This window comes from Bordetella muralis, from assembly GCF_054781015.1.
Genome location: NZ_BAAGVF010000002.1, coordinates 197,324 through 216,059, shown reverse-complemented (window position 1 = coordinate 216,059; position 18,736 = coordinate 197,324). Strand labels below are relative to the sequence as shown.

Genomic DNA, 18,736 nt, shown 5'->3' with positions numbered 1-18,736 from the left:
GCGATTAAGCAGGCGACAGCGGTGTTGTTATGTTTGCCGTTGCCTTTAGGGGTGGTCAGGGTTCACATACGAGTTGCACCTTGGTACTACGCTGGCGGTCGGCCGCCAATTCAAAAGCTTCCACAGCACGATCGAGCGGCAATTGCGCGCTCATCAACGGCCGCACATCGACCCGGCGCGAACGCAAGAACGAAACCGCCCAATCGAATTCGATACCGGCGCGGAATGCGCCGACGTAATCCAGCTCGCGCGCCATGATGTTGTTGGCGGGAAAGGAGATCCCGTCAGCGGGCAGCGTGCCGACTTGCACAATGCGGCCACCGCGGCGCGTTGCGCGCAGGCAAGTGTCCAGCGCTGCGGGATTACCGGCAGCCTCGATAGAAACATCGGCGATGTCCGCCAATAGGGCAGAATCGGACTGATCGGACCGGATGGTCTCGTCGGCACCGACCTGAATGGCCATCTGCAGCGGACGATCTGCAACGTCCGTCACGATGACACGCGCTGCGCCAGCGAGTCGAGCCGCAATCACGGTCATACAGCCGATGGTGCCGCCGCCTGTGACCAGCACAGTTTTGCCCAATAGTGCGCCGGCGCGATTCACACCATGCAGACCGATGGACAGCGGCTCGGCACAGGCCAACTCACCCAGCGAGATGTCTTCGTGCACAGGGGTCAACTGACGCTCGCCCATGACAAAGCGCTCGCGGAACATGCCCTGCACATGCGGATAGATGCTGGCGCTGCCCAGAAAACGCATATTGCGGCACAAGTTGTCGCGTCCGGCGCGGCAGTAATCACACTGCCCACAGGGATGCGACGGATTGATGGCGACCTTCATGCCGGGCTGTACGCGCGTCACGGCGTCACCTACGCGTAGCACGACACCCGAGGCCTCGTGGCCAGGAATCAAGGGCTCGCGAATGACAAAGGCCCCGACACGCCCATGCAGGTAATAGTGCAGGTCAGAACCGCAAATCCCAGCTGCGCCCAGCCGCAACTCGACCTCATGGGGCGCAAGCGCGCGTTCGTCGTCATGTTCCAGGCGCAGGTCGCGCGCGCCGTGGATCTTACAGGCCAGGGTCATGTTTTTACCTTGTCGGACGCGGGTGCCCAGTTGGCGGTCAGACGATCATGCGAGCAAGACAGATGATGCCGCATGGCTTCGCGCGCACGTACGGCATCACCTGCCGCAATGGCATCAACCACCAGGCCGTGTTCAGAGATGGCGGCCTTCCAACTGGAGGGGTTTTCAAAATAGTCGCCGAGCTTGATCGACAAGGGGTTGTGCCGTTCGTCGAACAAATCGCCCACCACGCGCAGCAACACGGAGTTGTTGCTGATCTCGGCAATACGCAAATGAAATAGCCGGTCGCCCTGGATGGGTATCTGCCCGGCCGCGGCCTCTGTCTGCATGGCGTGCAACGCCTCGCGTAGTCCGGCGACTTGGGCGGGTTGGGCTAATTCGGCAGCCTGTGCCGCCAACTCGCCCTCGACCAACTGGCGGGCCCGGATGGTTTCCAGCGGACTTTCGGCCACGACGCTATCGGCAGCGTGGCTGCTGTGCACATAGATCCCCGAGCCCATGCGCACCTCGACCAGGCCCTCGACCTCGAGCGCGATCAAGGCCTCGCGTACAGATGGCCGCGACACGCCCAGCTTGATCGCCAGATCGCGCTCGGGCGGCAGGCGCGCGCCCACTGGAAACTCCCCGCCCTGGATCAACAGACGAATCTGGTCTGCGATCTGACGGTATAGACGACGAGGTTCGATGGGCTGAAAAGGCATGAGGACCGGTTAGGAGGTAAAGTGGCCTGACCAATTTGTTCCGCATCTTGCGCCGAGATGGATAAGCCTCACAATTAGGGTTTCCGCTAGGCGCTGATTCGCAATCCCCCTGACGCGCGCAACGCGAATCTGTTAAAAACGACGCGCCTCTCTTCTACTTGCTGAATTCATGTCTCATACTCCGCATCCTTCGCCCTACAAAAGCACGGGCGGCCTGCGCCGCGTGCTCAACGCACTGCGTTATTCACTGCAGGGCCTGCACGCCGCGTTCAAGTACGAGGCGGCGTTCCGCCAGGAACTGGCGCTGGCGATTTTGCTGATTCCCGCGGCATTTTTTCTGGGACGCAGCACGGACGAGGTCTTTATTCTGATTGCCTCGGTTGTTCTGGTATTGGTGGTGGAATTGCTGAACTCTGCCGTCGAGGCGCTGGCCGACGCCTTGTCGGTCGAGACCCATCCGTTATTGGGGCGCGCCAAAGACCTAGGCAGCGCGGCGGTCATGCTGATGCTGTTGTTCACGATCGCCGTGTGGGCGGGCGTAGCGATCAGCCGCTTTGTCATGTAGATGGGGACGGATGTATTTGCAACACTTTTTGCACTGCACAATACGTTTTCAATCAATAGCTTAGAGAACTTCTAGTCTTTTATAAGACCGAAATTTCAGCGCGATTTCGAGCGGCACACTTTATACTGGCCGCTATGAATCAAGCACCCGCCAGGCCGGCATCAGGCCAACCACATCATGTCATTATCGTCGGCGGTGGCGCCGGCGGCCTGGAGCTGGCCGCAAAGCTCGGCCGCAAGCATGGCCCAAAACACGTCACCCTCGTCGACAGCCGGCCGATCCACATCTGGAAACCCTCATTGCACGAGGCCGCGGCGGGAACGCTGGATATTTACCAGGAAGGCCTGTCGTATCTGATGTTGGCCAACTTGTGCGGATTCACCTTCGCGCTGGGCGCGGTACAAGGCGTGGACCGCGAACGCCGCACGGTCAATGTGACAGAGGTGCGGGATGCAATGGGCGAAGTCGTGTTGCCCCTGCGTGAGCTACCCTACGACACACTGGTGCTGGCGTTGGGCAGCGAGTCGAATTTTTTCAATACCCCCGGCGCGGCAGAACATGCGGTGACGCTGGACTCGACCGAGAATGCCGAAGCCTTTCGGCTGACCATGCTCAAGGCCATGGTGCAAGTCGATCAGGCCAAGGTCAATGATCCGTCTGCCGAGTTGAATGTGGTGATCGTCGGTGGCGGCGCGACTGGCGTCGAATTGGCCGTCGAGCTGCGTGAGGCGGGCGGGATTGTGGCTGCCTATGGTTTGCCGAATTTTCGCGCGGATCGGGATCTGGTCATCACCCTGGTCGAAGGCGCCCCGCGCATTTTGTCGGCGCTGCCGGAAAAAATCTCCAATGCCGCCCTCAAGCGCCTGACGGAATTGGGCATCCGGGTGGAAACCAACTGCCGCGTGGCCGAGGTCACGGCCGATAGCATCAAGACCGCAGACGGCCGCGAGTTTGCGGCCGGGCTATGTATGTGGGCCGCAGGGATTCAAGGCCTGCCGTTGATGAAAACATTGGATTTGCCGTTAAACCGCATCGGTCAACTGATCGTCAATGGCCAACTGGAATCACCTGATCCGAATATCCTGGCGCTGGGCGATTGCTGCGCCGTGCCCATGGGCGAGGATGGCCGCACAGTGCCCGCCCGTGCGCAGGCCGCACACCAAGAGGCCAGCTATCTGATGGACAAGCTCACCGCCCGTATCCGCAACACCAGTGAGCCGACAAAACCTTATGTCTATCATGACCATGGCTCGCTGGTATCGCTGGGCCAGGATGCTGGCGTAGGCAGTTTGATGGGCAAGCTGGCAGGACGTGGATTGTTTGTCAGCGGTACACTGGCGCGCCTGATGTACATGAGCCTGCACCTGATGCATCACCATGCGGTGCTGGGCGTCTGGCGCACGGGGACGCTGGCGCTGGCACGCTTGTTGCTACGCCGTACGCATCCGCGCGTCAAACTACACTGACGGCTCCTTTCTTTCTCCGGCATGACTGCTGAGATTTTTCGACGCGACTAATGACCTTTATTCAACAACTCGAACAAGCCTGGGCCACCGGCAACACCCTGCTGCAAGTCGGCCTGGACCCTGATCCTCAGCGCCTTCCGCGCGAACTCGACGGCAAGCCGGACGCGATTTTCCAGTTTTGCCGCGACATCGTCGATGCCACCGCGCCGTACGCGTGCAGCTTCAAGCCGCAGATTGCGTACTTTGCGGCGAATCACGCCGAGGACCAGCTCGAGGCATTGTGCGCCCATATCCGTGACAAGCATCCGGGCTTGCCGATCGTGCTGGACGCCAAACGCGGCGACATCGGCTCGACGGCAGAGAACTACGCGCGCGAGGCCTATGAACGTTATGGCGCGCATGCGCTGACGGTGAGCCCGTATATGGGGCTGGACTCGATCGAGCCTTATCTGGCGTGGAAAGATCGCGGCGTGATCGTACTGTGCCGCACGTCGAATCCCGGCGGCTCCGATCTGCAGTTTTTAAAGCTGGACAATGGCGAACCGCTGTATCTGCATGTCGCCGGTCTGGTGGCGGACAAGTGGAATGCGGGCGGCCAATGCGGCCTGGTCGTAGGCGCGACGTTTCCGAACGAATTAGCATCGGTGCGGCAGCGCATTGGTGATGCGGTGCCCTTGTTGGTGCCGGGAATCGGGGCACAAGGCGGTGACATCACCGCCACCGTCAATGCGGGTCGAAACGCGGCCGGAACCGGGATGATGATCAACTCGTCGCGGGCGATTCTGTACGCGAGCGGCGGCGATGACTGGCGTGATGCCGCGGGCAAAGCAGCGCGCGATCTGCGTGATGCGGTGAACGCAGTGCGCTGATTAAACTGGTGGTCAGGGTCGCAGCATCGGCATGGCTCGATATGCGGCCTCATGGCCGAGATCGAACGCCTGGTCCGAGTCAGGGCCGGCTGCGATTCACCGGCTCGCCAATCAATTCCAACAGTCCCCGCAGGGCATAGACCACCGAAGCCTGCCTGACCTGAGCCCGGTCGCCGGGGAATACCTCCGTCAGCGCACGCGACGTAATGCCATCACTACCCCGCATAGCAAAGCCAAAGCACACCATGCCCACCGGTTTGCCCGGCGTGGCGCCGCCGGGTCCGGCGATGCCTGTGGTCGAGGCGGCAATGTGCGCGTTCGGCGTCGCCAGTAATACGCCATTGGCCATCTCCAGCGCGGTCGCTTCGCTGACCGCGCCATAACGATCGAGCGTATCGGGAGACACGCCGATCTCGGCGACTTTGGCTGCATTGCTATAAGTCACGAACCCGCGCTCGAACCATTCGCTGGAGCCCGCCACCGACGTAATTGCCCCCGCCAACAAGCCGCCTGTGCAGGATTCCGCCGTACCCATCAGCCAACCGCGACGCTGCAAGGCAGCGCCCAGACGTTCGGCCAAACCCAGCGCCTGGGCATGAGAGAGCGAGGCTGGCGCCAGACCGGGCACGGGCTTGTGGGGGGTGGTACTCATGCAAAGGCTCCCAAACGCACGACAATTGCCATGACGAGCAACGCATAGGCGGCCGCGACAATGTCGTCCCACATCACGCCAAAGCCGCCTTTGATCTTCGAATCAAAGTATTTGATGGGAGGCGGCTTGGCAATGTCGAATAAACGGAACAGGCCAAAAGCGAGCAGTTGCGCATAAAAGGTGTCGGGCGTGAGCCACAAGACCAGCCAGAACGCGACCATCTCGTCCCAGACGATACCGACGTGATCGCTGACTTGCAACTCGCGGCCCACACGATGGCAGGCCCAGCAGCCATAGAGAAATGCCAGCGCCAGGAATATGCTCATGGCCAGATCCGAGGCCGCCCCGGCAGCAGCGGCCCAGATCAACCACGCCAATAATGTGCCCCACGTACCCGACGCGGGACGCAACAAACCACTGCCCAGGCCAAAGGCAATCAGCCTGCCTGGATCGCTCATGACCCAACGCGCCGGCGGATAGGCTACCCGCGTGCGGTCGCGCATGGTCTTGGACGACGAATCGGAAGAAGCATCGAGCATGATTCAAGACACCGGAAAATGATCAAAGCCGCGCGGCAATGCGGACAGAGGATGGCCGTCTGCGTCCAGCACCACCATACCAGGGGCCTGCGTGATATGGCCCACCCTCGTCACAGCAACACCCGCGCGGGCCGCAGCACCGAGGACCTGTTCGTGTTGGTCCGCAGCGGCCGTAAAGCACAGTTCGTAAACATCGCCGCCACCCAGGACGGCTTGCATCAAGGTGGCCGGCGGCAAGCCATGCAAGGCCGGCGCCACCGGCATCGCATCGTAATGTAATTGCGCCCCCACACGGCTTGCGGACAGGATATGTCCCAAGTCTTGTACCAGGCCGTCGGAAATATCGATCGCTGCATGCGCCACGCCAATCAGCCCCAGGCCCAAGGCGACACGAGGTTCCGGCCATTCGAGCGCCCGACGCGTCGCAGCCAACAAAGCGGCATCCGCGGGCAATTGACCATCCAGCAGGCGGTACGCGACATCTGCAGCACCCAACGTACCGGACACCCAGATTTCATCGCCCACCTGCGCCGCATCGCGGCGTAGGGCGCGATCGGCGGCAACCGCGCCAAAAATCGTCACGCTGATCGCCAGATCATGCGAACTGCGGGTCGTATCGCCCCCGATCAAGGGACAGCCATGCGCATCAGCGAGCGCGTGGAAACCCTGCGCGAACGCCGCCAACCAGGACTCGTTGGCCTGGGGCAATGCCAATCCGAGAACACAACCGACAGGACGGGCGCCCATTGCCGCCAGATCTGAAAGATTCACGGCCAGCGATTTGTGGCCTAGCGCCCGTGGATCGACATCGGAAAAAAAATGCCGCCCCTCGATCAACAAATCGGTGCTGGTTGCGATGTGCATTCCCGCAGGCACAGGAAACAACGCGCAATCGTCGCCCACCCCAAGCAGGCCCGCAGGCGCGGGCCGCGTGAAGTAACGCGCAATCAGATCGAATTCAGACGACAAAGAGAAAAGCCCCCCACGCTGCGCCTACGGCTGCCTCAAGCGCCGCAAGCTTTAGCTCCCGCCTTAGCGGCGCTGAGCGGCGGCCGCCTGGACTTCGGTGGTACGCACGTCGGCGGCGAGCTTATCGAGCACGCCGTTGACGAACTTGAAGCCATCCGTGCCGCCGAACGACTTGGCCAACTCGACGGCCTCGTTGATGGCGACCTTGTAGGGAACCTCGACGTGATGCACCAGCTCGAAGCTGCCGATCAGCAAAATGCCATGTTCGACCGGCGACAGCTCGTTCAACGGACGGTCGATATACGGCGTAAAACGCTCACGCAAGCTGGGCGCCTCGCGAAACACGCCGTGCAGCAAGGTCTTGAACCACTGTGCGTCCGCCTCGGAAAAATCGTCAGCATCGCGCAAGTGCGCGTCGATCTCGCCAGCGTCCTGCGTGCCTTCGCCGCCACGGAGCAGCCACGCATACACGCCCTGCAAAGCAAACTCACGGGCGCGACGGCGGGCGCTGCGGGCGTTGGCGCGTGCCTGGGCAGCGCTATCCGCGGCGGTCGGTTTATTCGTTGTCAAAATCTTCTTCCTCGTCTTCGTCCTCGTCGTCCTCTTCGGGCTCCAGCGCCGCGACCAGGTTGGCCATTTCCACAGCAACCAGGGCGCAGTCGCGGCCCTTGCCGGCCGCGCGGGCCTGCGCCTGCTCGTCGGTGTCGACGGTCAGAACGCCATTGGCCACGGGGATGCCCGTTTCCAGGGAAATGCGGGAAATGGCGGTGGCCATTTCGTTGCTGACGACTTCAAAATGGTAGGTTTCGCCGCGAATGACCGCACCGAGGGCGATCAATGCGTCGAACTCGAATGTCTCGGCCATGTGCGACAACGCGACGCCCAGCTCGAGCGCACCAGGCACCGTCGCGACCATGACGTCGCGCTCGTCCACGCCCTGCTCGGCCAATTGCTGCAGGCAAGCGTCGAGCTCGGCCTGGCCGATTTCCTCGTTAAAGCGAGCGCGCACGATACCGATGTGCAGCCCTTCGCCATTCAGATCAGGGGTAAGGATGTAGGGATTCATTTGTCAGCCTTGTGAAGTGGCGGGGGTTGAAGGGTCGCAATCGTAACCCGTAACGGTCAGCGAGAAGCCGGCCATGCTGGGCATTTTGCGTGGACGCGCCAGCAAACGCATCTGGCCGACGTTCAGATCACGCAGGATCTGAGCGCCGATACCATAGGTGCGCAACCCGTAGCGATCGCCGCCATCGGTGCCGGTTTGCTGGGCGTTACCGGCCCAACCCGCGATTTGTTGGAACAGGTGTTCAGTAGAAGATTGGCAATTCATCAGGACCACGACGCCAGCGGGCGTCTTGGCGATGGCTTGCAACGCGCGGCCTACGCCCCAGCTGTGGGGGGTATTGCCGGTATCCAGGGCATCGAGAATGGACGCGGGCTCGTGCACGCGCACCAGGGTTTCACGCTGCGGATCGATATCGCCGTGCACCAGGGCCAGATGGGCCGAGCCACTGGCGGTATCCTGGTAGGCCACCGCGCGGAATTCGCCCCAGGCGGTCTGCATGGCGCGCTCGCCCACACGCTTGACCACGGACTCGTGCTCGCTGCGGTATTGGATCAGATCGGCAATCGTGCCGATTTTCAGGTTGTGCTGGCGGGCGAACTGAACCAGATCGGGCAGGCGCGCCATCGTGCCATCAGGGTTGAGAATCTCGCAGATGACGGCGGCAGGCGTCAGGCCGGCCATAGCGGTCAGGTCGCATCCAGCCTCAGTGTGGCCCGCGCGCACCAACACACCACCGGGCACGGCACGCACCGGGAAAATGTGGCCCGGCTGCACCAGATCGGCGGGTTTGGCGTCACGTGCCACGGCAACCTGGATGGTGCGGGCCCGGTCAGCAGCCGAAATCCCGGTTTCCACGCCGACGGCGGCCTCGATGGATTGGGTGAAATTCGTGCCGTATCGCGTGCCGTTGCGGCTGGCCATCAGGGGCAGCTCGAGTTGGCGGCAGCGCTCTTCGGTCAGTGTCAGACAAACCAGCCCGCGGCCATGGGTGACCATGAAATTGATCGCCTCGGGCGTTACAAACTCGGCCGCCATGACCAAGTCACCTTCGTTTTCGCGGTCTTCTTCGTCGACCAGGATGACAATGCGGCCGGCGCGCAGCTCGGCGATGATCTCTGCGACAGACGCAATACCAAAGGATTCGGGTACGGTGTCAGGGGAAACGGAGGCAAGCGGGGCGGACATGACGTCAGGGAAACCGGCTGGGGAAAACCGTGATTTTACCTGCCCTTGGGGCCGCCGGGGGCCAGCCCCCGTGACAAAGGCCCCGCCCCCTGCCCGAGTGCGTCCCCGAACGGTACACTGCCATCAGAAAAACTCATCAGAAATCAGACAAAACAGCCATGCAAGACTTAGCGTCCCTCCCCGCCTCCATTGCCGCAGCCGTGCAAATCGTACTGACCGATATCGACGACACCCTGACCACCGAGGGCCGTCTGCCGGCCGAGGCCTATCACGCGCTGGAGCGCCTGGATGCCGCCGGGATTCAAGTCATCCCGATCACGGGCCGCCCGGCGGGCTGGTGCGACCATATTGCCCGGATGTGGCCGGTGCGCGCCGTGGTGGGCGAGAACGGGGCGTTTTATTACGCCTACGATCGCGGCGCGCGGCGTATGAAAAGCCATTACTGGGCCGATGCGCAAACCCGCGCGGCAGGCCGTGAACAACTCAATGCGATTCGTGACCGGGTACTGCGCGAGGTGCCGGGTACGGCGGTCGCCAGTGATCAGGATTACCGGGTGGCCGACCTGGCGATCGATTTTTGCGAAGACGTCCCCGCCCTGCCTGATGAAGCCATCAGCCAGATCGTGAACATTTTTCAACAGGCCGGCGCGCAGGCCAAGGTGAGCTCGATTCACGTCAACGGCTGGTTTGGGGACTACGACAAACTCAGCATGACGCGCACCCTGTTTGAACGCGAACTCGATCTGAATATTGATCAAGTGCTGTCTGACTGCCTGTTTATCGGAGACTCGCCCAACGACGAGCCCATGTTCCAGTTTTTCCCGATTTCCGTCGGCGTGGCCAACATACAGGCGCTGCTGCACCGGCTGACGCATCAGCCGGCCTACGTGGCGGCGCGTCACGGAGGCGGCGGATTCGTGGAAATGGCTGAACGTCTACTGCAAGCTCGCGCCGCACAGGGGCAGCGAGCATGACGGCAGCGTCCAAGCCTAACGATGGGCGGCGGAGCATTCAATCTGTGGAGGTCGGCTTTCCCTTGCTGGCTGCGTTAGTGGATGCCGGCAAGCCTCTGACTTTGCGCGATCTGGCCGCAGCGGCAGGCATGACCTCAGCGAAAGCGCATCCATATTTAGTCAGTTTCACTCGCGTCGGTCTGGTACAACAGGATGGAATTACCGGTCAATATGAATTGGGACCGTTCGCGCTGCAGATGGGGCTGGTCAGTTTGCAGCGATTGGATCCGGTGCGCGTTGCCTTGCCCGAGATTGCAGAACTGCAATCAAGTATCGGGCACACGTTAGGTATTGCCGTATTGGGCTCGCATGGTCCCACGATGATTCATATGACCGAGGCCAGTTATCCGGTGCATGTGAACATGCGCAAGGGCACGGTCATGTCCATGCTGCATACGGCGACGGGCTTGGTATTTGCCGCATGGCTGCCGCCCAAAGTCGCCGAACACTATATCCAGCGTGAGGCAGGCGACACCGCGGTCATCGCGGGCCAAGAACCGCCTCGCACGGTGACTTATGCAGATGTGGAGGCACGCTTGGCGGACATTCGCGTGCACGGAATGGCGCGTGCGATTGGCAATCCCTTGCCAGGTGTGGATGCGTTGTCAGTACCCGTGTTTGATAACACGGGGAACGTGACGTTGGCGTTGACGTGTCTGGGACCGTCGGGACTATTTGATGTAGCGTGGGATGGGGCCATTGCAAAGCCATTGCTGGCCTGCGCAAGCGAAATTTCGCGGAAACTGGGATATCGGAAATAGGCACCGCATGAGGCAACACCGCAATGCTGCGGAGCAAGTCCACCAGGCGTTGGAATACCGTCCGCCCTATCAATGGGACGCCATGTTGGCGTTTCTGGCGGCGCGCGCCATCCCTGGCATAGAGAGCATCGAGTCGAATACGTACGGACGTGCTGTAGCGCTGACTGGACTCGACGGAAAAATGCACTCGGGATGGATACGCGTGAGCCATCTGCCGCAAAAACACGCGCTCAATGTCGAAGCCTCAGTCTCACTGCAGCCCGTTCTGCCGCAAGTGCTGGCGCGGGTGCGCCATCTCTTTGACCTGGATTGCGATCCCGTAGCCGTCGATGAAGGACTGCGCGTGATGAACGACTTGGCGCCGGGGCTACAGGTGCTGGGGACGCGGTTGCCAGGCTGTTTTGATTCCTTTGAAATGGCGGTGCGGGCGGTGCTGGGGCAGCAAATCACTGTAGGCGCAGCGCGCACACTGGCAAGCCGTGTGGTGAGTCAGTATGGCACGCCTGTGCAGACTGGCATTGCAGGCTTGTCCCATGCGTTTCCTGCGCCGCAACGCATACTGTCCCTGGACGGAGACATCGAGAGCCATCTCGGTCCGCTCGGCATCATACGCACGCGCGCCAGAACGATTCTCGCGCTCGCACGGGCGCTGGCCGGAAACGAGATCGACTTTGGCACTGGCGCACAGCCCGAGCAAGAGATCGAGAAATTGCTGGCCCTGCCTGGCATCGGCCCCTGGACCGCGCAATACATTGCGATGCGCGCGATGGCGTGGCCTGACGCATTTTTACCGACGGATTATGGCGTGAAAAAGGCACTGATGCCGCGTACGCCGAAGCAGATCGTCGAGCTTGCAAACGGTTGGCGTCCGTGGCGTAGCTACGCCACGGTCAATCTGTGGAATTCTCTGCATTGAAACGGATCAGGCACAGTACTTGCTGAGCCATGACGACAAGTGGGGCATTTCGCCCTGGGTGTGTTAACCGTTATGGAGAAAAGCATGGCTGATCATGTCGTCAAGGTATTGAACAACCTTATTGAAACTTCCAAGAACGGCGAAAAAGGCTTTACCGCCGCCGCCGAGGACACCAAGAACCCCGAACTGCAAACGCTATTCAGGGACCGTGCGCGCGATTGCGCGTCCGGGGCTGCCGAGTTGCAAACCGTCGTCGTTCAACTGGGTGGCAAGCCCGAAGACAGCGGCACAGTGGCTGGCGCCATGCACCGGGGGTGGACGAACCTGAAAGCCGCCGTCACCGGCCGCAGCGACGCCTCCATCCTCGAGGAATGCGAACGCGGTGAAGATGTCGCAAAGTCCCAGTACAACGACGCGCTGAAGGAAGCGCTGCCAGAAGAAATACGCGCCCTCGTTGAGCGTCAGTATCAGGGCGTGCTGCGCAACCACGATCAGATCCGCGATCTGCGCAATCGCTACAAAGACGCGACATAATGTCATGTGCGCCCGGCCATTGCCGGGCGTTTTTTTCAGCGGTCCGCCGGTTCGGCAAAATACACAACCATCCGGAGATGCCGGTGCTCGTCCACCACAAGCGTCTCATGGCGGAAATTTTTTCGCTCGCCGTCACCAGTCATCACCAATCTGAGTCCACGCCGCGCTTGCTCACTGTCGGGGGTGTCCCACCAGCGCCGAAACTCGGCTGACAACGCCTTGAGGCTCTCCACCAATGCCAACATAGGCGGATCGTTCGGCGCAACGGCGAAGTCATACCGGAACTGCGCCAGCAATTTTGGTGCATCGTCCCGCCACGCAGGGAGGCGCCGCCGTATATCGGGATCGGCAAACACCATATGCAGAATATTGCGGGCTTCACGCTCACGTACGCGAAAGCCGAACAAATCTTCAGCCGCTGCATTCCAGGCAACAACGTCCCAACGCAAATTGAGCACATAGGCGGGCCTGGCCGTCAGATCGTCCATCAACTGTTGGATCAGCGGCGTGACCGATGTCAGTTGATGGGCTTGCGGTGGCGGCGGGCGCTGGTGAGCCAGCAGAAACAGATGGCTGCATTCGGCATCGTCGAGCTTGAGCGCATAAGCCACACTCAGCAAAAATTTTTCTGACACCTGAATGTCGCGCCCCTGCTCGAACCACGTGTACCAGGTGAGCCCGACACCAGCCAGCGCGGCGACTTCTTCTCTACGCAGGCCCGGGGTCCGGCGTGAGCCGTGCGATGGCAGACCCACGTCGGCCGGCGTCAGTTTCTTGCGATGCCGGGTCAGAAATTCCGATAGTTCAGTCTTGGTACGGCTAAGGCTACGCTCGATCATGGCTGTTGCCGTTAGTAATAGGATAAATGCTTAAATTGTAATGGGATCATATCGCGTTGAGAATGCACTCCGACAGCCTGATCAGTGAACCCGGAGAAGCATTGTGCAAGCATGTGGCGATTCAACGCTCATTAGCGAAAGACCTCAAACGCAAACAAATACTGCCGAGAAACGCGCCGGTCGCCGAGAGTGGGTGGGACTGGCGTTGCTGGCGCTACCGACCATCCTGCTCGGAATGGACTTGACGCTGCTGCACCTGGCGCTGCCAGCACTCGCACTCGATTTGCGTCCGACTAGTGCCCAAACACTCTGGATAGTCGATTCCTATGGTTTCATGATCGCCGGCCTGCTCATCACAATGGGAACATTGGGCGATCGCATCGGGCGGCGAAAATTGCTCTTGGTAGGTGCAGCTGCTTTTGGAATAGCTTCCGTGATGGCGGCATACTCGACCAGCGCCGCCATGCTGATTGCTGCGCGTGCTGTGCTGGGTGTTGCGGGTGCAACGCTGATGCCTTCGACACTGGCGTTGATCAGCAACATGTTCCAGCATCCTCACCAGCGTGCACTGGCCATCGGAGTGTGGGCGACCATGTTCGCGTTGGGCATGGCGGCGGGTCCCGTCGTGGGCGGTATTCTGCTTGAACATTATTGGTGGGGCGCAGGATTCCTGGTGGCTTTGCCGATCATCGCGATGTTGCTGGTGGCCGGGCCATTTATCCTGCCGGAGTACCGTGCTCCGCAACAAGGCCGTCTGGATCTGGGCAGCGTCGCGCTGTCGCTGCTTGCATTGCTGCCTATCGTTTACGGCATCAAGCAATTCGCAAAAAACGGGATAGAGGCCGGTGCTCTGTGGGCTATAGCAGGCGGGTCAGTGTTCATGATTCTATTCATCCGGCGACAACGCCGATTGCGCAGTCCTTTGATCGACCTGGACCTGTTCTCGAACCGGGCGTTCAGCGTTGCCCTGGTAGTGCTATTAGTCGGCCTGATTGGTGTAGGCGGGACCATGCTGCTGGTGACCCAGTATCTGCAGCTGGTCGTGGGCTTGTCGCCTTTCACAGCAGGGTTGTGGATGGGGCCGCCTGCGCTTGCCATGCTGGCAGCAGGTATCACGGCGCCACTGCTTGCGAGAAAAATCCGGCCAGGCAATGTGATCGCAGGTGCGCTGGGTTTATCCGTAGTGGGCTATCTGTTACTGACTCAACTCGATAACGCATCACGGGGAATTGAGCTGGTAACGGCATCCTTTGCTCTGGTCTATCTGGGCTTGGGCACTATCGCCGCATTGGGAACAGATCTGGTGGTGAGCGCCGCCCCCGCCGAAAAAGCGGGATCCGCATCGGCCATGTCAGAAACGGTACAGGAACTCGGTCTGGCTGTGGGCATCGCCATGCTGGGCAGCCTCACGACCACGATCTATCGCATCAAGATCGCTGATCGCATCGACATACCGATGGCACTGGACGTGCGACACGCAGCATCGGACAGTCTCGCGGGCGCTACGTCAGTGGCGCAGGCGCTGCCGGCCGGCCTGCTGGAACAAGCGCAAACCGCTTTCATCACAGGGGTGCATGCGGCGGCAGCAACCTGCGCCCTCTGCGTCGCCATTCTGGCTGGACTGGCCGCCATCACGTTGCGGCATATCGGTATCAGCGATAGCCCGACGAAATGACCGTTCCGGCAAATCCCGTCAGACGCACAGGCCGGCGCCTGCGGCGCACAGTGCAGCTCGTGCGCCGTCCATTGGCTTGCGCGCCCCCTGCACCAGGCTCGCCGCTGCCGCCATCCAGGGATGCGCCAGAGCCACCACATCGGCCCCTTGTTCGTATGCGTCTTGTGTGGCCTGCGCACATGCTTGCAGACATGCTTCGATGTCACCGTTCTGGAACGACGCCCAAACGCCGGGCACCAACCGCACCGTTATGCGAGCTCCTGTTGCGGCAGCGTAATGGCCGAACAACGTTCGATTTGCTTCGACAGTCGACTCGACCGCGCAGAGAACGACAATATTCCTTCCGCCGCGCGATGCAGCCTCTGCCAGCGCGACATCGGCTCGGATGATGGGCACTGCGATCTCAGCAATATCCTCGACGATGGGGCCTAACGTGGCACAAGTAACGATCACCGCGTCGGCAGTGCTGGCCAAATCCCCCACCGTGCGGCGAATCTGATCGTGTATTTCGTCGTCCGACATTTTCCCTTCGTCCACGGCTTTCCGTAAATCCGAGCGGACAATATGGCGCAACTGCGTCGCAGACAATCCAGCTTGCGCAGCCGCGTTTGCGAAAACAGCCTGGTTACTTTCAATGGTGTGCAAAAAAGAAATTCGCATCCGGTAGTCCTCTAACGTACGATGGCAGGCAGCATTGTTGTAGCTGTCCGATATCGCAACAAGACAATTCGAAATACCGGTATTGCCAGTACCCGGTAGAGAACAGGTCCGGAAATTAGATCGGCGCAGCCGGCTGCTGTGTCGAGAATGCAGGCCTTTCGCCCGTCGTTTGCAACCACACCGAGCAGCCCGCTGGCGCGGTTGTCCCGCTAACGTAGAGCGCACCGGATCCGTATAACGCGAAGCTCTGTCGGAACGATAGATTCCGGACCACCCACACGCCGCCAGCACGGTCCGTCCAAACGATGCGAGCGTCGGTTCCGTCCAAGGCCTGCAGCAAGCCTGCGGCCGAGGCATTTGGACGCAGCGCCACCACCGTCGTGCCATTGTCACCGCGCAGTGGAAAGAGATTGGCCGCAGCCGCCCCGCCCAGCACGACGATCAGGAAACCAATGGCTACCTGACCCGACTCCATTGATCCGCCGCCCTTGGAACGGCCACGCCAACCGAAGAAGAACGGCACCAATCCGAAAACCACCAGCCATGCGACATCCCAGACCAGCGGCATATCGGAATCCATTCGGATGCGGTGGATACCGGTGACCCAATGAGAGAACACGGCATCGACGATATGCCAAGCGCCGAACCCCATCCAGAATGCCGGCCATAACGGACGAAGCGACACCGCCGGTGAACTGCCCCGCAGCCGGAACAGGACCCACAAACCGGCGGCGGCCAGCACATACATCAGCGCATGAAACATGCCATCGACCGCCACCTGCACGCGCAAGTCTCTCAAGATTCCAGCCTGGATTGCAGACAGCAAATGATGCCACTGCAGGATCTGGTGCAGCAGAATGCCGTCGAAAAAGCCTCCCATGGCAAATCCCAGGAGGTAACCGGCGCGACGCACACGGCGATCGGAAGCATCCGCAGTAGATGAGATGTCCACGCGTCACTCCTGGTTCTTCGGACCACTGCGCTTGGGCATCACGGCTGGCGTCTCGTCCGCGGGCTTGAAGACGCCGGAGTCTTCGTCTGCTCGGGGGTTTGGTGAACCGTCGAACTCCGTCGCCTTGTGGCCAGTGGGCGATGTCCGCTTTTCAGGCTCGCGTTGTTCGTTCGATTTCTTCAGGCCACCCTGCACGCGAGACGCAATATCTACCTGCGACTCGCTACCGGGTTCGGGCGTCGCAGGCTGCCTGTGGTGTGGCGGGCCGTTATGCTTTGATGATTGCATGGCTGTCTCCGTTTATGGCTAGGAGTACAGCGCAGCAAGCGGCGTGCCTATTTGCACCCCGTCACTTCCTCTATTGCAATTTCGCTATCACGCTAGAACGGATGTGGTTCAGCAATTCTGCGCGCTCTCGTGGATAGGCGGCGAGATTATCTGTCCCTGATGCGAGGTATGCATCTCTCGCAGCCATGACGATTTGCTGGTGCTCGATTGGCAAACGCTGTAGGGCCCAGTCAGCTGCGGCATCTTTCGATGCGATATCTCCCGTCATCGCTGTGTACCAAATGCGCACCAAGGCCAGGACAATGTTTCTTTCATCGCCCTCCCAATCTGCCTCGGTGTTCCAGAGCGCCAAGGTGTCTGATAGCGAACGCTGCACATCGCGGAGAGGGATTTCGTCGAAAAATTCCTGGGCTGCGGGACCGTACAGGGGCACGCTATGCCGCCGCACCTTGGTCAACAAGATCGCCAGGTCATGGTCCATCATCGCCGGCTCAATAACGCCAGCCTTGATATCGTCACGTAACCATTCACCGAATTGCATTTGCCGCTGCGCCGGATATCGCCACGGGTTCACGTCTGCTTGGGCCAGTATGGTCACCTCTAGCGCCCGCAGTGCCGCATCGGTACACGGGAAAGCCGATACCGACAACAGATCGGTCATCAAAGTGGCTCTCGTTGAATCATCCAACGCTGTGTTCACCGTAACCAGCAGGTCAATATCGCTGGATGGTTTTAAGCCGCCATCCACTGCAGAGCCAAACAAGTGAATCGCCAGAAGCTTGTCGCCCAGGTGTTTCTCTAAAATTGAACGCGTAGCGGATACTTGACCTGCGATGGATTCTGGAAGCTTGATAGACATAGTGAAGATGACGTCGTGATAGTGCAGATGGTGGCCGTGGCAGAAAACGCTCACCGGCAAACGTCCGTAGTTCACGCGTAGCGAATACGCGGTGCGAAAAAGCGGTAATCAGAATTCGTCGCGTTCTACAAACGCTGAGAGCCTCGCGAGCGCCTGATCCCATTGCGCTGAAATCTGATCGAGATATTGTTGAGCTTGCACCAGCCCCCGGGGCTCGAGCCGCCACACGCTTTCGCGACCGCTTCGTTCGTTACGTACCAGGCCTGCGTTCGACAACGCATGCAGATGCTTTGTGACAGCCTGGCGCGAAATATTCGCGCCCTGCGTGAGCAGCGCAATCGATAGCGGACCTGCGTCGCACAGCTTGGCAACGATACGCAGACGTGCCGGATCTCCGAGCGCAGCAAATACTGGCGCCGTACTGATCAGCCTTTGTGCGGCAGCCGTCGACGCACGGCTCACGATGAAAACTGATCCAGGTATTTCTCGATGAGCTTCAACTGATGCGTCCAGCCGCCTTCGTTGCCCGTGAATGCCTCGGCGCGGCGCTCGAGCGGAATGGCGTCGAACCCGGATTCTCGGATCACCAGCAGCGTACCTTGCTCGACGTCTTGCAGACGAAACTCGACAAGCGTCATCGGTTCGGCTGAGTAGTCTTTGTTGAGGTCCGTCGCGCCCGGATGCCAGCGAAAGGAAAAGAGATTCATCGGTTCGATCCGCTCAATGTGGAATTCGAACGGGATCCCAACGTAGGGTTGCTGCAGCTTGGCGACCTCGGGGTCAACCTGTGTCGGGACGATCCGGCCGGTCAGCCGAGTCCCGGTGGCAAACTCGCCATCGAACTCGACCCCGAACCAGGTGCCGAATTGCTTCGCCTCAGTGACCGCTCGCCACACACGCTCGCGGGGAGCACGCAAGACGATTCGCTTTTCGATGTAGTCAGGGGTAGGATTCATTACGCAACCTCCAGGTTGCATAAACTATAACTCCGTATGCTCTGCGTCGCAAACTCTATATGCGCCGCCTTTTGAGTTTTAGTTCCTATCAAATGGGACACTCTATCCAGCTCGCGATACGACCGCACGCGAGGGCCTACGTCCCCTCGCCCAGGAGCACGCTCAGCCGCCTCGGTGACGCACA

At 60.5% G+C, this 18,736-nt stretch carries 23 protein-coding genes; 8 read left to right on the top strand and 15 right to left on the bottom strand.

Translation table 11 applies throughout. The annotated features are described in order from the left end of the window. Window positions 1-55: 55 nt before the first annotated feature. Both ACYVIT_RS03110 and ACYVIT_RS03105 read right to left on the bottom strand, forming a co-directional pair. Window positions 56-1,087, bottom strand: a complete 1,032-nt coding sequence (locus tag ACYVIT_RS03110) for an L-idonate 5-dehydrogenase (RefSeq protein ID WP_415805442.1) — start codon at window positions 1,085-1,087, stop codon at window positions 56-58. Further along, the gene (locus ACYVIT_RS03105; protein WP_415805443.1) at window positions 1,084-1,788 is read right to left on the bottom strand and encodes a FadR/GntR family transcriptional regulator; all 705 of its coding nucleotides are present in this window, start codon (window positions 1,786-1,788) and stop codon (window positions 1,084-1,086) included. Before ACYVIT_RS03105 ends, ACYVIT_RS03110 begins: the two co-directional genes overlap by 4 nt. A 169-nt stretch (window positions 1,789-1,957) precedes the next feature. Here ACYVIT_RS03105 and ACYVIT_RS03100 point away from each other — a divergent pair, with 169 nt between their 5' ends. From ACYVIT_RS03100 to pyrF, 3 genes are all read left to right on the top strand, one after another. Next, the gene (locus tag ACYVIT_RS03100) at window positions 1,958-2,353 is read left to right on the top strand and encodes a diacylglycerol kinase (protein WP_415805444.1); all 396 of its coding nucleotides are present in this window, start codon (window positions 1,958-1,960) and stop codon (window positions 2,351-2,353) included. Between the two features lie 134 nt (window positions 2,354-2,487). After that, window positions 2,488-3,819 carry an NAD(P)/FAD-dependent oxidoreductase gene (locus ACYVIT_RS03095; protein ID WP_415805446.1) on the top strand — a complete coding sequence of 444 codons (1,332 nt, stop codon included), beginning with the start codon at window positions 2,488-2,490 and terminating at the stop codon, window positions 3,817-3,819. A gap of 50 nt (window positions 3,820-3,869) precedes the next feature. After that, complete coding sequence (pyrF, locus tag ACYVIT_RS03090; protein WP_415805447.1) at window positions 3,870-4,688, top strand: orotidine-5'-phosphate decarboxylase; 819 nt, start codon at window positions 3,870-3,872, stop codon at window positions 4,686-4,688. 79 nt (window positions 4,689-4,767) lie between these two features. On the opposite strand, the gene ACYVIT_RS03085 is transcribed toward pyrF, so the two are convergent. The 6 genes from ACYVIT_RS03085 to ribBA all read right to left on the bottom strand — a co-directional run bounded on the left by ACYVIT_RS03085 (window position 4,768) and on the right by ribBA (window position 9,099). Further along, entirely contained in the window at window positions 4,768-5,340 is a 573-nt protein-coding gene (locus ACYVIT_RS03085; protein WP_415805448.1) for a CinA family protein, read from the bottom strand. After that, entirely contained in the window at window positions 5,337-5,843 is a 507-nt protein-coding gene (locus ACYVIT_RS03080) for a phosphatidylglycerophosphatase A family protein (RefSeq protein WP_415805624.1), read from the bottom strand. The genes ACYVIT_RS03085 and ACYVIT_RS03080 overlap by 4 nt, the downstream gene beginning before the upstream one ends. A 39-nt stretch (window positions 5,844-5,882) precedes the next feature. Beyond that, complete coding sequence (thiL, locus tag ACYVIT_RS03075) at window positions 5,883-6,848, bottom strand: thiamine-phosphate kinase (protein WP_415805449.1); 966 nt, start codon at window positions 6,846-6,848, stop codon at window positions 5,883-5,885. Window positions 6,849-6,911: 63 nt separating this feature from the next. Next, on the bottom strand, window positions 6,912-7,418 hold the full coding sequence (gene nusB, locus ACYVIT_RS03070; RefSeq protein ID WP_415805450.1) for a transcription antitermination factor NusB: 507 nt from the start codon (window positions 7,416-7,418) through the stop codon (window positions 6,912-6,914). Then, window positions 7,405-7,914, bottom strand: a complete 510-nt coding sequence (ribH, locus tag ACYVIT_RS03065; protein ID WP_415805451.1) for a 6,7-dimethyl-8-ribityllumazine synthase — start codon at window positions 7,912-7,914, stop codon at window positions 7,405-7,407. The genes nusB and ribH overlap by 14 nt, the downstream gene beginning before the upstream one ends. A 3-nt stretch (window positions 7,915-7,917) precedes the next feature. Beyond that, the gene (ribBA, locus tag ACYVIT_RS03060) at window positions 7,918-9,099 is read right to left on the bottom strand and encodes a bifunctional 3,4-dihydroxy-2-butanone-4-phosphate synthase/GTP cyclohydrolase II (RefSeq protein ID WP_415805452.1); all 1,182 of its coding nucleotides are present in this window, start codon (window positions 9,097-9,099) and stop codon (window positions 7,918-7,920) included. A gap of 158 nt (window positions 9,100-9,257) precedes the next feature. Here ribBA and ACYVIT_RS03055 point away from each other — a divergent pair, with 158 nt between their 5' ends. From ACYVIT_RS03055 to ACYVIT_RS03040, 4 genes are all read left to right on the top strand, one after another. Continuing rightward, window positions 9,258-10,073 carry an HAD-IIB family hydrolase gene (locus ACYVIT_RS03055; protein ID WP_415805453.1) on the top strand — a complete coding sequence of 272 codons (816 nt, stop codon included), beginning with the start codon at window positions 9,258-9,260 and terminating at the stop codon, window positions 10,071-10,073. Then, complete coding sequence (locus tag ACYVIT_RS03050; protein ID WP_415805454.1) at window positions 10,070-10,873, top strand: IclR family transcriptional regulator; 804 nt, start codon at window positions 10,070-10,072, stop codon at window positions 10,871-10,873. Before ACYVIT_RS03055 ends, ACYVIT_RS03050 begins: the two co-directional genes overlap by 4 nt. A 7-nt stretch (window positions 10,874-10,880) precedes the next feature. Beyond that, window positions 10,881-11,789, top strand: a complete 909-nt coding sequence (locus ACYVIT_RS03045) for an AlkA N-terminal domain-containing protein (protein ID WP_415805455.1) — start codon at window positions 10,881-10,883, stop codon at window positions 11,787-11,789. An 84-nt stretch (window positions 11,790-11,873) separates the two neighbouring features. After that, window positions 11,874-12,323: a PA2169 family four-helix-bundle protein gene (locus ACYVIT_RS03040; RefSeq protein WP_415805456.1), complete on the top strand. Its 450-nt coding sequence runs from the start codon at window positions 11,874-11,876 to the stop codon at window positions 12,321-12,323. A gap of 35 nt (window positions 12,324-12,358) precedes the next feature. Here the strand turns inward: ACYVIT_RS03040 and ACYVIT_RS03035 are convergent, their stop codons facing one another. Beyond that, window positions 12,359-13,162: a helix-turn-helix transcriptional regulator gene (locus ACYVIT_RS03035; protein WP_415805457.1), complete on the bottom strand. Its 804-nt coding sequence runs from the start codon at window positions 13,160-13,162 to the stop codon at window positions 12,359-12,361. A 193-nt stretch (window positions 13,163-13,355) separates the two neighbouring features. Here ACYVIT_RS03035 and ACYVIT_RS03030 point away from each other — a divergent pair, with 193 nt between their 5' ends. After that, complete coding sequence (locus tag ACYVIT_RS03030; RefSeq protein WP_415805458.1) at window positions 13,356-14,837, top strand: MFS transporter; 1,482 nt, start codon at window positions 13,356-13,358, stop codon at window positions 14,835-14,837. Between the two features lie 18 nt (window positions 14,838-14,855). Here the strand turns inward: ACYVIT_RS03030 and ACYVIT_RS03025 are convergent, their stop codons facing one another. The 6 genes from ACYVIT_RS03025 to ACYVIT_RS03000 form a co-directional block, all read right to left on the bottom strand. Beyond that, the gene (locus tag ACYVIT_RS03025) at window positions 14,856-15,497 is read right to left on the bottom strand and encodes an aspartate/glutamate racemase family protein (RefSeq protein ID WP_415805459.1); all 642 of its coding nucleotides are present in this window, start codon (window positions 15,495-15,497) and stop codon (window positions 14,856-14,858) included. Window positions 15,498-15,612: 115 nt separating this feature from the next. After that, window positions 15,613-16,449: a DUF2243 domain-containing protein gene (locus ACYVIT_RS03020; protein ID WP_415805460.1), complete on the bottom strand. Its 837-nt coding sequence runs from the start codon at window positions 16,447-16,449 to the stop codon at window positions 15,613-15,615. Window positions 16,450-16,452: 3 nt separating this feature from the next. Further along, window positions 16,453-16,737: a hypothetical protein gene (locus ACYVIT_RS03015; RefSeq protein ID WP_415805461.1), complete on the bottom strand. Its 285-nt coding sequence runs from the start codon at window positions 16,735-16,737 to the stop codon at window positions 16,453-16,455. A 70-nt stretch (window positions 16,738-16,807) separates the two neighbouring features. Then, the gene (locus ACYVIT_RS03010) at window positions 16,808-17,596 is read right to left on the bottom strand and encodes an AadA family aminoglycoside 3''-O-nucleotidyltransferase (protein ID WP_415805625.1); all 789 of its coding nucleotides are present in this window, start codon (window positions 17,594-17,596) and stop codon (window positions 16,808-16,810) included. A gap of 108 nt (window positions 17,597-17,704) precedes the next feature. Beyond that, a complete protein-coding gene (locus ACYVIT_RS03005) occupies window positions 17,705-18,058 on the bottom strand; it encodes an ArsR/SmtB family transcription factor (RefSeq protein ID WP_415805462.1) in 354 nt (117 codons plus the stop codon). Next, window positions 18,055-18,552, bottom strand: a complete 498-nt coding sequence (locus tag ACYVIT_RS03000; RefSeq protein ID WP_415805463.1) for an SRPBCC family protein — start codon at window positions 18,550-18,552, stop codon at window positions 18,055-18,057. The genes ACYVIT_RS03005 and ACYVIT_RS03000 overlap by 4 nt, the downstream gene beginning before the upstream one ends. Window positions 18,553-18,736: the final 184 nt, after the last annotated feature.